Origin of the sequence: Achromobacter xylosoxidans (assembly GCF_014490035.1) — a bacterium.
GTDB classification, from domain to species: domain Bacteria; phylum Pseudomonadota; class Gammaproteobacteria; order Burkholderiales; family Burkholderiaceae_B; genus Achromobacter; species Achromobacter bronchisepticus_A.
In genome coordinates this window covers 3,786,144-3,800,229 of sequence record NZ_CP061008.1, presented here as the reverse complement: position 1 = coordinate 3,800,229, position 14,086 = coordinate 3,786,144, and the positions used below count along the sequence as shown (strand labels likewise).

The 14,086-nt window shown below is 67.1% G+C and carries 13 protein-coding genes; 7 read left to right on the top strand and 6 right to left on the bottom strand.

All coding sequences use genetic code 11. From position 1 onward, the window contains the following. Nucleotides 1–30 precede the first annotated feature (30 nt). The 6 genes from IAG39_RS17655 to IAG39_RS17630 all read right to left on the bottom strand — a co-directional run bounded on the left by IAG39_RS17655 (nt 31) and on the right by IAG39_RS17630 (nt 5,485). The gene (locus IAG39_RS17655; RefSeq protein ID WP_059379595.1) at nt 31–567 is read right to left on the bottom strand and encodes a peroxiredoxin; all 537 of its coding nucleotides are present in this window, start codon (nt 565–567) and stop codon (nt 31–33) included. Between the two features lie 95 nt (nt 568–662). Further along, a complete protein-coding gene (locus tag IAG39_RS17650; protein WP_118934376.1) occupies nt 663–2,156 on the bottom strand; it encodes a BcpO-related WXXGXW repeat protein in 1,494 nt (497 codons plus the stop codon). 30 nt (nt 2,157–2,186) lie between these two features. Continuing rightward, nucleotides 2,187–2,351 (bottom strand): hypothetical protein, encoded by a 165-nt coding sequence (locus IAG39_RS17645; RefSeq protein ID WP_165867956.1) that lies wholly within the window; start codon nt 2,349–2,351, stop codon nt 2,187–2,189. Nucleotides 2,352–2,581: 230 nt separating this feature from the next. Beyond that, the gene (locus tag IAG39_RS17640) at nt 2,582–2,989 is read right to left on the bottom strand and encodes a DoxX family protein (RefSeq protein ID WP_054456781.1); all 408 of its coding nucleotides are present in this window, start codon (nt 2,987–2,989) and stop codon (nt 2,582–2,584) included. A 167-nt stretch (nt 2,990–3,156) separates the two neighbouring features. Beyond that, nucleotides 3,157–4,545: an ATP-dependent RNA helicase DbpA gene (dbpA, locus tag IAG39_RS17635; protein WP_118934392.1), complete on the bottom strand. Its 1,389-nt coding sequence runs from the start codon at nt 4,543–4,545 to the stop codon at nt 3,157–3,159. Between the two features lie 181 nt (nt 4,546–4,726). Next, nucleotides 4,727–5,485, bottom strand: coding sequence for an IclR family transcriptional regulator (locus IAG39_RS17630; RefSeq protein WP_059379597.1), 759 nt, complete (start codon nt 5,483–5,485; stop codon nt 4,727–4,729). Nucleotides 5,486–5,645: 160 nt separating this feature from the next. Here IAG39_RS17630 and xsc point away from each other — a divergent pair, with 160 nt between their 5' ends. The 7 genes from xsc (at nt 5,646) to IAG39_RS17595 (ending at nt 14,073) form a co-directional block, all read left to right on the top strand. Continuing rightward, nucleotides 5,646–7,457, top strand: a complete 1,812-nt coding sequence (xsc, locus tag IAG39_RS17625) for a sulfoacetaldehyde acetyltransferase (RefSeq protein WP_118934378.1) — start codon at nt 5,646–5,648, stop codon at nt 7,455–7,457. Nucleotides 7,458–7,544: 87 nt separating this feature from the next. Beyond that, nucleotides 7,545–8,465: a bifunctional enoyl-CoA hydratase/phosphate acetyltransferase gene (locus tag IAG39_RS17620; protein ID WP_059379599.1), complete on the top strand. Its 921-nt coding sequence runs from the start codon at nt 7,545–7,547 to the stop codon at nt 8,463–8,465. A gap of 133 nt (nt 8,466–8,598) precedes the next feature. Next, nucleotides 8,599–10,176, top strand: coding sequence for an ABC transporter substrate-binding protein (locus IAG39_RS17615; RefSeq protein WP_118934380.1), 1,578 nt, complete (start codon nt 8,599–8,601; stop codon nt 10,174–10,176). A 12-nt stretch (nt 10,177–10,188) separates the two neighbouring features. Then, a complete protein-coding gene (locus tag IAG39_RS17610) occupies nt 10,189–11,157 on the top strand; it encodes an ABC transporter permease (protein WP_054456787.1) in 969 nt (322 codons plus the stop codon). Beyond that, the gene (locus IAG39_RS17605) at nt 11,154–12,056 is read left to right on the top strand and encodes an ABC transporter permease (protein WP_059379602.1); all 903 of its coding nucleotides are present in this window, start codon (nt 11,154–11,156) and stop codon (nt 12,054–12,056) included. Before IAG39_RS17610 ends, IAG39_RS17605 begins: the two co-directional genes overlap by 4 nt. Next, nucleotides 12,053–13,054, top strand: a complete 1,002-nt coding sequence (locus IAG39_RS17600; RefSeq protein WP_059379603.1) for an ABC transporter ATP-binding protein — start codon at nt 12,053–12,055, stop codon at nt 13,052–13,054. The genes IAG39_RS17605 and IAG39_RS17600 overlap by 4 nt, the downstream gene beginning before the upstream one ends. Further along, nucleotides 13,051–14,073 (top strand): ABC transporter ATP-binding protein, encoded by a 1,023-nt coding sequence (locus IAG39_RS17595; protein WP_059379604.1) that lies wholly within the window; start codon nt 13,051–13,053, stop codon nt 14,071–14,073. The genes IAG39_RS17600 and IAG39_RS17595 overlap by 4 nt, the downstream gene beginning before the upstream one ends. Nucleotides 14,074–14,086: the final 13 nt, after the last annotated feature.

Sequence of the window (14,086 nt, the reverse complement as noted above, 5' to 3'; positions counted from 1 at the left end):
CTGGATGGCGCCGAACCTGGACGGCAATGCCTACTGCTTGGCCTTCCAGTCGCGCAAGGCGCGCATGGTATTGGCCACGTGGGAATCGGGGTTCATGTCGGTGTATTCATACAGGATCTTGCCCTGCGGCGAGATCACGTAAGAGATGCGCTGCGCGTACTCGGGGCGCTTGTCGTGAACCGCGTCGTAGGCCTTCATGATCTTGCCATCGCCGTCGGCCGCCACCGCGAACTTGCCGCGGCATTCGCTGACCGAGAACTTGTTCAAGGTGTCGATATTGTCGGTCGACACGCCGATGACGGTGGCGCCCAGGGACTTGTACTCGTCGGTGGCTTCGGCGAAGTTGTGCGCCTCTATCGTGCAGCCCTGGGTGAACGCGGCGGGGAAGAAGTACAGCACCACCGGCCCTTTCTTGAGGGCCTCGCCGAGCGAGAACGTGTAGACCTTGCCGCCCAGCGAGGCCTGGGTGCTGAAATCCGGGGCGGGGGCGCCCACGTCCAGCGCGGCCTGGGCCGACGGGCCGGCCAGCAGGCCGCAGAGGAGTAACCAGGGGGCAATGCGCTTCATCGGAATCTCCAGGAGTCTCAGGGGCCGCGCGGCAACTGGTCTACTGTAGCCGCGCGGGAAGCGGGGGTCCAGCAAGCGGCGCGGCGTCGCCCATCCTAATCGCGTCCGGAGCCGCCGTGGCCATTCCCGTTGCCATTGCCGTCTCCGCGCGGTTGATCGCGCTGCTGTTGCTGACGCGCTTGCTGCTGGGCCTGCTGGTCGCGCTGTTGCTGCTGACGCGCTTGCTGCTGAGCCTGCTGGTCGCGCTGCTGTTGCTGACGCGCCTGCTGCTGAGCCTGCTGGTCGCGCTGTTGTTGCTGACGCGCCTGTTGCTGGGCCTGCTGGTCGCGCTGCTGTTGCTGACGCGCTTGCTGCTGCGCCTGCTGGTCACGCTGTTGCTGCTGACGCGCTTGCTGCTGCGCCTGCTGGTCACGCTGTTGCTGCTGACGCGCTTGCTGCTGAGCCTGTTGGTCGCGTTGCTGTTGCTGGCGCTCCTGCTGCTGGGCCTGCTGATCGCGTTGCTGTTGCTGGCGCGCTTGCTGCTGGGCCTGCTGGTCGCGTTGCTGTTGCTGGCGCTCCTGCTGCTGAGCCTGCTGGTCACGCTGCTGTTGCTGACGTGCCTGTTGCTGGGCTTGCTGATCGCGTTGCTGTTGCTCGCGCGCCTGTTGCCCCTGCGCTTGCTGAGGGCGGCCTGTCTGCCCGGCAGACATATCGCGTCCGCGCTGCATGTCGCCGCGGTCCGCGTTGTTCCGGTCAGCACCGCCGCGGTTATCGCGCCCGTCGTTGTCCGGGCCGCGGTCGCGTCCATCCCGTCCATTGCCTGGACGCTGGCCTTCGGGCGGCCGGCCATTGGATTGATGGTCGACGTAGGCCTGGGGCGGCCGGCCCTTGTTGTGATCGTAGAACTGGGCCCGGTTGTTACCGGCGTCGCGCGCATAGCCGCGCTGTATATCCGTCTGCGGAGAATGGCGTTCCTTGCGCGCGGCAAGTTCGCGCGGGTCCGCGTCGCGCCGGATGCCCGACGGGCCGCCGTGGTAGCTGACGCGGCGGTTGTCCACGTTGTTCACGACCACGGTGTGGTTATAGACATTGGTCACGCGCGTGACGTTCACGTTCGTGACGGAACGGTTGTAGTAGAAGCGGTCGCGCTTCCAGTAGCCGCCTACATAGCCCAGGCCGTTGTAGCCGAAGCCGTAGTTGATCCCGCCATAGAAGCCCACGTGGGGGCCCCAATAGCCGGGGGTCCACAGGTAGATGCCATTGCTGAAGCCCCAATAGCCGGGGGTCCAGAGCGCGCCGGCATAGGGCGCGAGCACCCATGCGCCGGGCACCCAGAAAAACCCGTAGCGGTTCAGGCTCCAGTAGCCCGGCACCCACATATAGCCGTCGGCGGGCGCCGGCGGCTGGACATAGACGGGCAGGGGCGGCGGCGGCTGGGGGCTGCGGTCCACCAGCGCCAGGTTGGCGTTGGCAGGATCGCCGTCGTCATAGACGGGCGCGGCGGGCGCCGGCGGCGGCTCATAGGTCTGCGCCGCCGCGCTGGCACAGGCGGCGATCAGGACAGCCGCGGCCAAAGGGCGCGGGCGCAGGATCCGGGAACAGGTATTCATGGTTTTTCCTTGGCGCAACGGGCGCGCGGATCAATAGCCACGATAGTAGTAATGGGGGGCGGGGTACGCCGGGTAGTAGTAATGCGGCGTGTAGTACACCGGCGCCGGGCGGTAATACGCCGGCCTGGCGGGCACGACCACGCAACCGGTCAAGGCGCTGGTCATGGCCAGCATAAGCAACAGACTCTTCTTCATTTTGCGACTCCTGCCGAGCGCCAGGCGTGGCTCACGCCTTTGTTGCGCTCGTCAGGATTAGGCCACAGGCCAGTCCTTACGGTTCTGGACTGTAATCGTTCCGAAACAGCTTTCCGGTGACGGATGTTTGCGCCTGCGTGACTGTCGATTTCGTTCGTATCAATGTCCGCGCATAAAAAAGGGGCCGCCTCGGCGACCCCCTGTCAGCGCGTAGCGCCGTGTTACGGCTGTTAGTTCCAGCGGCCGCCGTTGCCGGCCAGGCTGAAGCGGCCCGCGCCCATGAAGGCGATGGCCAGGCCGGTGAACAGGAACATGCCTTGCAGTTCCAGCGCCCAACCACCATTGTTGGTCATGCTGCTGATCTGGCCGGAGTGGGCCAGCAGGATGGCGACGACCATGTTGATCGCGATCAGCAAGCCGCCCAGGCGGGTGTAGATGCCGACGATGAGCAGGACGGGCGCCAGGATTTCGCCGACGTACGCGCCATAGGCGAGGAAGCCCGGCAGGCCGTGCGAGGACAGCATGCCGCTGATGCCGCCGACGCCGCCGCCGGTCAGTTTGAACAGGCCATGCAGCAGAATCAGAATGCCGAGGGTCAGGCGCAGGATCAGCTTGCCGGTATCGTCGGATTTGATCATGGTGAGTTTCTCATCTATTGGTTGAAAGGGGACCGCGGCCGTTGGAACAGGTTGCGAGCCTTTGGTTCCGCGCTCCGGCTATCGCGAGTAGGGCGGCGGCCGGGGCAGGCCGCGCCATTATTGCAAAACCCGAGCAAAATCATCAAGTTTTTGTCACCCGCAGACGCTCAGAACTCTTCCAGATAGCGCATGCGGAAGCGCCGGCCCTTGATATTGCTGTTGGACAGGCGCGAGAACGCCTGCTTGGCGATCTGCCGGTCCAGCGCCACGTAGGAGTTGAATTCGGTGATGTTGATCTTGCCGACCTGCTCGAACGTCAGGCCGCCGTCGCCGGTCAGCGCGCCCAGCAGGTCGCCCGGGCGCAGCTTGTCCTTCTTGCCGCCCTGGATGCACAAGGTGATCATGGGCGCGCGCAAGGGACGATCCGCCTTGGGCCGCAAGGCCTTGATGTCGCCCCATACCAGCGGTGCGCCCTGATACTGCTCGATCAGGTTGGCCCAGCGCATTTCCTCGGGCGAGCACAGGCTCAGCGCCAGGCCCTTCTGGTCGCCACGGCCGCTGCGGCCGATGCGGTGCACGTGGACCTCGGTGTCCTTGGTCACGTCGACGTTGATCACGGCGCTCAGGTTCTGGATGTCCAGGCCGCGCGCGGCCACGTCGGTGGCCACCAGCACGGCGCAGCTGCGATTGGCGAACTGGATCAGGATTTCGTCGCGTTCGCGCTGTTCCAGGTCGCCGTTCAGGGCCTGGGCGCTGATGCCCTCGGCCTGCAGCCGTTCGACCAGGTCGTGGCTGCGGATCTTGGTGTTGCAGAAGGCCAGCGTGGATTCAGGGCGGAAGTGCGCCAGCAGGCGCGTCACCGCGTCGAGCCGGTCCTTTTCGTCGATTTCGTAGAAGATCTGCTCGATGCGGCTGGCGTCATGCTGCGCCTCGACCTTGACCTCGGCGGGATTGCGCAGGAAACGGGCGCTGAGCTTGCGGATGTTGTCGGGATACGTGGCCGAGAACAGCAGCGTCTGGCGCTTGCTGGGGCAATGCGAGGCGATGGCCACGATATCGTCATAAAAGCCCATGTCGACCATGCGGTCGGCCTCGTCCAGCACCAGGGTGTTCAGGCCCGACAGGTCCAGGCTGCCGCGCTCCAGGTGGTCCTGGATGCGCCCGGGCGTGCCCACCACCAGGTGCGCGCCGCGCGCCAGCGATTCGGCCTGGGGGCGGGCAGCGGCGCCGCCGCACAGGGTCAGGATCTTGACGTTGGCGATCTGGCGCGCCAGCCGGCGCAGTTCCTGCGCGACCTGGTCCGCCAGTTCTCGCGTGGGGCAGACCAGCAGCGCCTGCGGCGTCAGTCGGGTGGGATCGAGCTTCTGCAGCACGCCCAGGCCGAAGGCCGCGGTCTTGCCGCTGCCGGTCTTGGCCTGCGCAATGAGGTCGCGGCCTTCCAGGATGAGCGGCAGGCTCTGGGCCTGGATGGGTGTCATCTGCTCGAAGCCCAGGCTCTTCAGATTGTCGAGCAGGGCGGGCAGCAGGGGCAGGGAGGTAAAGGAGGTGTCGGTCACGATAGAGAGAGTCGCTTTCTGCCCGGCATCGGCCTGGCGGCAAAAGGAAGGGGCGGCAGCGTAAAAGGCGGCATGCGCGCGTACGCCCAAGAGTGTAATGCCTGTGGCCGATGGGCCTCGCAACAAATGCCGGAACATTGCGTTCCAGACGCGCCCCTGGGAGGGCGGGAGCCGCCGGCCGCTAGGCGTCAGGCCCGTAGGTGCCGGCCAGCGCCCGGGCGGCCTCCTGCATGCGCGGCAGCCAGGCGCGCGCGCCTTCGATGGACAACCGGGCTACGGGCGCGTGCAGGGCGACCGCGGCGATGGCGCGCGTGCCATGCAGAATGGGCACCGCCATGCAGACGATACCCAGCAGGAATTCCTCGCGGTCGAAGCTCGCGCCTTCCTTCTTGATGGTGCGCAGTTCCTGCTCCAGCGCGGCCACGTCGCACAGCGTGTTGGGCGTGTAGCGCGGCAAGGGCGCTGCGGCCAGCAGCCGCTGACGCGCCTCGCGCCGCATGTGCGCCAGGAACAGCTTGCCGCTGGCCGAGCAATGCAGCGGCACGCGCGAGCCCGATTGCAGGTTCACCCGCAGCGGCCAGGCGGTTTCGACGCGGTCCAGGTAGATGACCTCGTCGCCGTCCAGCATGGTGCAGTTGCAGGTTTCGCCGATTTCGTCGACCAGGCTGTCCAGGATGCGGTGGCGCTCGCCGCGCAAGGGCGAATTCAACAGAGTGTCGCGCGCCAGCGCGCTCAGGCGCGGGCCGCTGACGTAACTTTTGCCGGCGGGCTCGCGCAGCAACATGCCGGCGTCGACCAGCCGTGACAGGATGCGCAGCACGGAGGGCTTGGGCAGGCCGGTGGCGTCCGTCAGCGCGGCCAGCGATACCGGCTGCCCGGAGCGGGCAACCTGTTCCAGCAGGGTCAGCGCGCGCAGCGCTGCGGAGGATTCGTCTTTCATCTTTCAATAATTGAAGATTCGGCGGCTTGCCGCGCATCGTCGCACGGATTTTGCAGAAAATGAAACGCCGTGGGCTGGGAACGGGCAGGTTTCTGCTGCAGTATCGGATCATGCCGGCCCAGATGCAATCCGACACCGCCGGCCTGCCAGGAGAGAGACCATGAGCAGCAAGCAACACATGACCCCCAGCGAAGCGTTTGTGGAAACGCTGGTCGCGCAGGGCGTCAAGGACGTATTCGGCATCGTCGGCTCGGCCTTCATGGACGCGCTGGACCTGTTTCCGGCGGCCGGCATCCGCTTCGTGCCGACGGTACACGAGCAGGGCGCCGCGCACATGGCCGACGGTTATTCGCGCGTCACCGGCCGCCACGGCGTCTGCATTGCGCAAAACGGCCCCGGCATCACCAATTTCGTGACCGGCGTGGCCGCGGCGTACTGGGCGCATAGCCCGGTCGTGGCCATCACGCCCGAGACCGGCACCGCGGGCATGGGGCTGGGCGGCTTCCAGGAAACCGAACAGCTGCCGATCTTCTCGCGCATCACCAAATACCAGGCCCACGTGAACCGGCCCGACCGCATGGCCGAATTCACGGCCAAGGCCTTCGACAATGCGCTGGCCGAACGCGGCCCCACGCAGCTGAACATCCCGCGCGATTATTTCTACGGCGAGATCGATGTGGCGATTCCGGAGCCGCGCCGCATCCGCCGCGGCCCGGGTTCGGAAGAGGACCTGGAGGCGGCGGCGCAAATGCTGGCGCAGGCCAAGTTCCCCGTCATCGTGGCGGGCGGAGGGGTGCTGTTCTCGGAAGGCCAGGCGGAATGCGTGGCCCTGGCCGAGCTGCTGGGCGCGCCAGTGGTCACCAGCTATCTGCACAACGACGCCTTCCCGGCCAGCCATCCGCTGTGGTGCGGCCCGCTGGGCTACCAGGGCGCCAAGGCCGGCATGAAACTGTTGTCGCAGGCCGACGTGGTGCTGGCGCTGGGCACGCGCCTGGGACCCTTCGGCACCTTGCCGCAGCACGGGCTGGATTACTGGCCGCAAGGCGCGCGCATCATTCAGGTGGACGCCGACCACCGCATGCTGGGCCTGGTGCGTCCGGTGTCGGTCGGCATCTGCGGCGATGCCAAGCCGGCGGCGGCGGCGTTGACCGCCAAGCTGCGGGGACGCGAGGTCGCCTGCGCCGCCACCAAGGGCGGCCGCGGCGAACAGATCGCGGCGCAGAAGGCCGAATGGGAAAAGGAACTGGACAGCTGGTCGCATGAGCGCGACGACTGGAGCCTGGACATCATCGAGCACGGCGGCGGCCGCATGCATCCGCGCCGCATGCTGCGCGAGCTGGAACGCGCCATGCCCAAGCACGTGATGGTCTCCACCGACATCGGCAACATCTGCTCGGTGTCCAACAGCTATCTGCGCTTTGACGAACCGAACTCCATGCTGGCCGCCATGAGCTTTGGCAATTGCGGCTACGCCTTGCCGGCGTTGATCGGCGCCAAGCTTGGCCGGCCCGACCGGCCCGCCGTGGCCTATGTCGGCGATGGGGCCTGGTGCATGAGCTTCCAGGAATTGCTGACCTGCGTGCGCGAGAAGATACCGGTGACGGCCGTGGTCTTCCATAACGGCCAATGGGGCGCGGAAAAGAAGAACCAGGTGGACTTCTATGGTCGCCGCTTCGTCGGCAGCAACCTGAAGAATCCAAACTTCTCGGAGCTGGCGCGGGCCATGGGCGCGGAAGGCATACGGGTGGAGCATGCCGATCAGGTGGGCGCGGCCCTGCAGGCCGCATGCAAGGCGCAGTCCGAAGGCAAGACCACCGTGCTGGAGATGATGGTCAGCCAGGAACTGGGCGACCCGTTCCGCCGCGATGCGCTCAAGCAGCCGGTGCGCTTCCTGGACAAGTACAAGCAGTACGTGAACCAGCCGTTCCATCCGGGCGAGGTGCCGCTGTCGATCGATCCCGCCAAGCGCTGATCGCATAGCGTGCGTCCGGCGCGGCGGCGGCCGCGCCGGAATTCTCTCGCCAGGCGCCGCGGATCTCCGCGGCAGGAGCAGACCAAAATGGAAAGCGATCGCTTGTTCGAGCCGCTGCGCAATGCCGCGCTGTCGGCCGGACGCTTGCGCACCGCGGTGGCGTATCCGCTGTGTCCGACCAGCCTGGGCGCGGCCGTGCAGGCGCGCGACGCGGGCTACATCGAACCCGTGCTGGTCGGCCCCGCCGGCAGGCTGCGCGTCCTGATGGCGGATCTGGGGCTGCGCGCAGACGAACTGGAAGTGGTCGACACGCCCGACGACGAGGTGCAGGCCGCGCGCGCCGCGGCCGCGCTGGCGCGCGACGGAGCCGTGCGCATGTTGATGAAGGGAAGCTTGCATACCGACCACTTCATGTCGGCCGTGGTGGCGCGAGACGCGGGCCTGCGCACGGACAGGCGCATCAGCCATGCCTTCGTGATGGCGGTAGCGGCCTATCCCAAGCTCTTCATCCTGACCGATGCCGCGGTCAACATCGCACCCAGCCTGCAGGAAAAGGCCGACATCGCGCAGAACGCCATCGATCTGGCGCGCGCGCTGGGCGTCGACCGGCCCAAGCTCGCGGTGCTGTGCGCCACCGAGTCGGTCAATCCTGCGATGCCCGCCACGCTGGATGCGGCCGCCCTGTCGAAGATGGCCGACCGCCAGCAAATCCGCGGCGGCGAGATCGACGGCCCGCTGGCCTTCGACAACGCCATCTCGCGGGAGGCGGCCGATCAGAAGGGCATCGTGTCGCGCGTGGCGGGCGATGCCGACATCCTGCTGGTGCCCGACATCGAGGCCGGCAACATGCTCTACAAGGAGCTGACCTGGCTGGCCGGCGCGGGTACGGCCGGACTGGTGCTGGGCACGCGCGTGCCGGTGCTGCTGACCAGCCGCTCCGATTCCATGCAGGCCCGCGTCAACAGCTGCGCGGTCGCTTCGCTGTACGCGCGGGCGCTGGCCGGTTGAATCCGGTCCGTCTGCGGGGCTGGCTCCAAAAAGTCCGGCGGTTTGGTACTAAGCCTGGACCAGCTGGCTGGATACGCTACCCCCAAGACCATCCGATGAATGGTTCGTGACACTGGACACAAAGGGGTAGAACATGCGCAGCGTAAAAAAATGCCTGACCACGATACTGACGACGCTGGCCCTGGCGGGCGGGGCCAGCGCCGCGGATGCGCCCAAGCCAGGCGGCACGCTGGTAATCGGTTCAACGCAGGTGCCGCGCCATCTGAACGGCGCGGTGCAATCGGGCATTGCAACCGCCTTGCCCAGCACGCAGCTGTTCGCCAGCCTGCTGCGCTACGACGCCGATTGGAAGCCGCAGCCCTATCTGGCGCAATCGTGGGAACTGGCGCCGGACGGCAAGTCCCTGACGCTGCATCTGCGTAGGGACGCCGTATTCCACGACGGCAAGCCGGTGACCTCGGCCGACGTGGCGTTCTCGGTCATGGCGGTCAAGAAGAACCATCCGTTCCAGACCATGTTCGCACCCGTGGAAGCGGTGGACACGCCGGATCCCTACACGGTGGTGCTGCGCATGAGCAAACCGCATCCAGCCATTCTGCTGGCGCTGTCGCCGGCCCTGATGCCGGTGCTGCCCAAGCACATCTACGACGATGGACAGGACCTCAAGAGCCATCCGCGCAACTCGGCCGACGTGGTTGGGTCGGGTCCGTTCAAGTTCAAGGAATTCAAGCCGGGCCAGGAGATCGTGCTGGAGAAGTTCGATAAGTTCTTCCTGCCCGGCAAGCCCTACCTGGACCGGATCGTGGTGAAGATCAATCCCGACGCCACCAATCTGCTGATCGGCTTGGAGCGCGGCGACATCGGCGTATTGCCCTTCATGACCGAGCCCACCATCCTGCGGCGCGCCAAGGACAATTCCGCCATCGTCATGACCAGCAAGGGCTATGAAGGCATAGGCGCCTTGAGCTGGCTGGCTTTCAACACGGCGCGCAAGCCCTTGAACGACGTGAGGGTGCGGCAGGCCATCGCCTATGCCACCGACAAGGGCTTCATCACCAAGGCCCTGAACGCCGGCTTCGCCAAGCCTGCCGACGGCCCCATTATCGGCACCAGTCCGTTTGCCACCCAGGATGTGGCGAAGTATCCGCTGGACCTGAAGAAGTCCGAGCAACTGCTGGAAGAAGCGGGCTACAAGAAGGATGCCAAGGGCGAACGCCTGTCGCTGACGGTGGACTACATGCCGGGCTCCGACGTGCAGGGCAAGAATGTGGCGGAGTACCTGCGCAGCCAGTTGAAGAAGGTCGGCATCGCGGTGCAGGTGCGCGCCTCGCCGGACTTCCCGACCTGGGCCAAGCGCATCGCCGGCAAGGATTTCGACATGACCACGGATATCGTCTTCAACTGGGGCGATCCGGTGATCGGCGTGCACCGCACCTACCTGTCCAGCAACATCCGCGACATCATCTGGACCAACACGCAATCCTATTCCAACCCCAAGGTGGACGAACTGCTGGAGCAGGCCGGCACCGAAACCGACGCCGACAAGCGCCGCGCGCTCTACGCGGAATTCCAGCGGCTGGTCACGGCCGATGTGCCCATCGACTTCCTCACGGTCATTCCGTACCACACCCTGTCGTTGAAGAAGGTGCACGGCCTGCCGGACGGCATCTGGGGCGTCATATCGCCCATGGACGACACCTACCTGCAGTAAGGCGGAACTGCCATGACGCGCTATCTCTTGCGCCGCCTGGCCTATGCGCTGGTGCTGCTGCTGGCCGTGGTGACGCTGAATTTCCTGCTGATCCACATTTCGCCGGGCGATCCGGTCGAGACCATCGCGGGCTCCATGGGCGGCATCAGCGAAGAACTGCGGGCGCAGCTGCGCGCGCAGTACGGGCTGGATAAGCCCTTCCTGACGCAGCTGGGCATCTATCTGATGCAGGTGCTGCGGGGCGACCTGGGCTATTCCTATTTCTTCAACGTGCCGGTGGCGCAGCTGATCTGGGACCGCGTGCCGGCCACTTTGCTGCTGGTGGTGACCTCGGTGCTGAGCGCGTTCCTGGCCGGCACGCTGCTGGGCACGCTGGCCGCGCGCAAGCCCAACGGGCCGCTGTCGCAAGGCATCACGTTGTTGTCGGTGGTGGGTTATTCCGCGCCAGTGTTCTGGACCGGCATCATCCTCATCATCCTGTTCGCCTCGGCGCTGCCGATCTTCCCGGTGTCCGACATGCGTTCTGCCGGCGGGCCGCAGGACGGCTGGGCGGGCGTGCTGGACGTGCTGCACCACCTGGTGCTGCCGGCCTTCACCCTGGCCTTCGTCTATCTGGCGCAGTACAGCCGGCTGGCGCGCGCCAGCGTCATGGAGGCGTTGTCGGCCGACTACATCCGCACCGCGCGCGCCAAGGGCCTGCCAGAGCGCTCCGTGCTCTACAAGCACGCGCTGCGCAACGGCGTGCTGCCGGTGGTGACCATGCTGGGCCTGCAGTTCGGCAACGTGCTTGCGGGCGCGATCCTGGTCGAGACGGTCTTCAACTGGCCCGGGCTGGGCCGGCTGGCGTTCGACTCCGTGCTCAGGCGCGACTATCCCACGCTGCTGGGCATCCTGCTGTTCGCCTCGCTGCTGGTGGTCGTGATGAATCAGCTTACCGATCTGGCCTACCGCCTGATCGATCCCAGGATCAAGACCTCATGAGCCAGACCCCTCCCGCCGTATCCATTGCCGCCTTGCCGGGCCAGGCGGCACGGCCGCCGGCCCGCCCGTCGTACGAGGCCTTGCGGGTATTCGCGCGCAATCCCTCGGCGCTGGCCGGCGTGCTGCTGCTGGCCGCCATCCTCGCCGTGACGCTCTTCGGACCCATGATCATGGAAGCGGATCCCTTCGAGATTGCGGGCGCGCCGATGACGCCGCCCGGTGCGGACGCGCTGCTGGGCACCGACTACCTGGGCCGCGACGTGCTGACTGGCATGGTCTATGGCGGCCGCGCCACGCTGCTGGTGGGCGTGGTGGCGGCGGTGCTGTCCATGGCCATCGGGCTGACGGTGGGCGCGCTTGCGGGCTACTACGGCGGCTGGATCGACGAAACCTTGATGCGCATCACCGAGTTCTTTCAGGTGTTGCCCACCTTGCTGTTCGCCATGGTGCTGGTGACGCTGTTCTCGCCGTCGCTGGCGACCATCGCCATCGCCATCGGCGTGGTTAGCTGGCCGGGCACGGCGCGGCTGGCGCGCGGCGAATTCCTGCGCCTCAAGCGCCGCGAGTACGTGCTGGCCGAGAGGGTGATAGGCGCGGGCGACGCGCGCATCATCTGGCGCGTGATCCTGCCCAACGCGCTGGCGCCGCTGATCGTGTCGGCCACGCTGGCGATAGGCACGGCGATCCTGTTCGAGGCCGGCCTGTCGTTCCTGGGGCTGGGCGATCCCAACATCATGAGCTGGGGCCTGATGATAGGCAGCAACCGCCCCTACATCCTGACCGCGTGGTGGGCGGTGACCCTGCCGGGCGCCGCCATCTTCCTGACCGTGCTGGCCGTCAGCCTGATCGGCGACGGGCTGAACGACGCCCTCAACCCGAACTCGAGGGGGCGGGCATGAACGCCGCGCAGCAGACGCCCGTGCTGGAGGTCGACAGCCTGAGCCTGGAGTTCCAGTCGCGCGGCCGCGTGGCCGAGGTGCTGAGCGCGGTGAGCTTCGACCTGAACCCCGGCGAGACCCTGTGCCTGGTGGGCGAGTCCGGCTGCGGCAAGAGCATGACGGCGCTGGCCATCATGCGGCTGATTCCCGCGCCGGGACGCATCGGCGGGGGCCGCGTGCGCCTGCGCGGCGACGACCTGGCCGGCCGCGACGAGGAGGCCATGCGCCAGGTGCGCGGCAACAAGATATCCATGATCTTCCAGGAGCCCATGACGGCGCTGAACCCTGTCTACACGGTCGGCGACCAGATCGCGGAGCCCCTGCGGCTGCACCAGGGCCTGAGCAAGGGCCAGGCGCGCGAGCGCGCCATCGAGATGCTGAAGTCGGTGGGCATCCCCTTGCCGGAGCGGCGCGTGGACGATTATCCGCACCAGATGTCCGGCGGCATGCGGCAGCGCGTAATGATCGCCATCGCGCTGGCCTGCGATCCAGACGTGCTGATCGCCGACGAGCCGACAACAGCGCTGGACGTGACGGTCCAGGCGCAGATCTTCGACCTGCTGCGCGAGCAGCAGGCGCGGCGCGGCACCGCGGTGCTGCTGATCACGCATGACATGGGCGCGGTGTCGGAGATGGCCGACCGCGTCGTGGTCATGTACGGCGGGCGGGTGGTGGAGCAGGGCGGCGTGCGCGAGATCCTGGCGCAGCCCCGCCATCCCTACACCCAGGGGCTGATCGCCTGTCTGCCCGAACTGGACCGCGAGCCCGACGACGTGCGCCCCGACTTGCCGGAGATTCCCGGCGTGGTGCCGTCGATCTGGGAGCGCGGCGCGGGCTGTCCCTTCATGGAACGTTGCGGGCAGGCCATGGCGCGCTGCCGCGACGCGTTTCCGCCCCTGACCCGTGTAGGCGAGGGCCAGGAAGTTGCCTGTTGGCTGTATCCGGAGGCCGCGCAATGACGTCACCGCAATCTCCCGCCTTGCTGTCCGTGCGCGATCTTGCCGTGCATTTTCCCATCGGCGGACGCGGCCGCGACGGCAAGCCGGTGGTCGTGAAGGCCGTGGACGGCGTGTCCTTCGAACTGCAGCGCGGCCGCACGCTGGCGATCGTGGGCGAGTCCGGCTCGGGCAAGACCACCACGGCCTTGTCCGTGCTGCGGTTGGCGGACCCGACCGCGGGCTCCATCCACTTCGACGGTACGGACATGACGGCGTTGAACGGCTCGGCCCTGCGTCGCATGCGCCGCCGCGTGCAGCTGGTGTTCCAGGATCCGTATTCCTCGCTCAATCCGCGCCAGCGGGCTGGCGACATCGTGCGCTCGCCCTTGGACCTGATGGGTATCGATCCGCCGGGCGGACGCGAGGCGCGCGTGGCCCGCATGTTCGAACTGGTGGGCCTGCGCCCGGAGCAGCGGCAACTGTTTCCGCACCAGTTTTCCGGCGGCCAGCGGCAGCGGCTGAACGTGGCCCGCGCGCTGGCCAGCGCGCCCGACCTGATCGTCTGCGACGAACCGGTGTCGGCCCTGGATATCGCGATCCGCGCGCAGATCCTGAACCTGCTGCGGCGCATCCAGCGCGAGCAGGGTCAGTCGTTCCTGTTCATCTCGCACGACATGGCGGTGGTGGAGCACATCTGCGACGACATCGCCGTCATGTACCTGGGCAAGATCATCGAGCAGGCCACGCGCAACGCCTTCTTCACGCGGCCGCTGCATCCCTACAGCGTCGCCCTGATGTCGGCGGTGCCGACCGTGAAGGGCGGGCGCGAGCTGGCCGCGCGCCGCGTGCGGCTGGCGGGCGATCCGCCCAGTCCGGTCGATCCGCCGCCGGGCTGCCGTTTCGCCGGCCGCTGCCCGGCCGCGCAGCCGCTCTGTACCACGCGCGAGCCCAGCTTGCGCGAAGTCGCGCCGGGCCACCGCGTGGCCTGCCATTTCGTCGAATCCCGCGACGGCGTCCTGGCGTCGCCGCTGCAGGGATGAGCCCACCCTCCGA